The organism is Gluconobacter sp. P1D12_c (assembly GCF_018812105.1).
GTDB lineage: Bacteria > Pseudomonadota > Alphaproteobacteria > Acetobacterales > Acetobacteraceae > Gluconobacter > Gluconobacter oxydans_A.
The window spans coordinates 1-449 of record NZ_JACSIQ010000464.1; the positions used below are offsets into that span (position 1 = coordinate 1).

1 protein-coding gene is annotated in these 449 nt (G+C 46.4%); it reads left to right on the top strand.

The annotated features are described in order from the left end of the window. Positions 1-449 (top strand): hypothetical protein (locus KP705_RS17690; protein ID WP_215765228.1); only part of this gene is annotated, 449 nt, incomplete at both ends.

A 449-nucleotide genomic window follows, 5' to 3' on the forward strand; every position in this document is an offset into this window, starting at 1 on the left:
GTGTTGAGCCTTCTCTTGATGGTCGTGTCATCGTTGGTGATGAAATAAAATTCGAGCAGATGGAGAATAAGATTGTTGGGCTGATGCTCCCGCATCATTCTTTCTATAACGTCTCTGAACCCTGTCTTATGGTCCAGAATTATACGCAGACGCCTGACACTGAACTCGGCAAAAAGGCTCTCGAACTCATTGAAGTTGTCTCTAAGCGACACCATCAGCAGGTTATCGAAAAACTMCAAAAAATTGGATGCGATGCTCTAACGGGGCGTAATCTGTTTGCGTTGCGTGGTTCGTGGGAGCTTGGCAACAGGGATATCAATGCGGTGGATGATTCCGCAAAAGCATATATGCTTGACACTTACACGATATCTCACATGGGTAGAGGTGGGGGTAGCGTCTTAGAAGATGGGATGCTGTCAAAGGTTCTCGACATAGAGCGTCTACAAGAC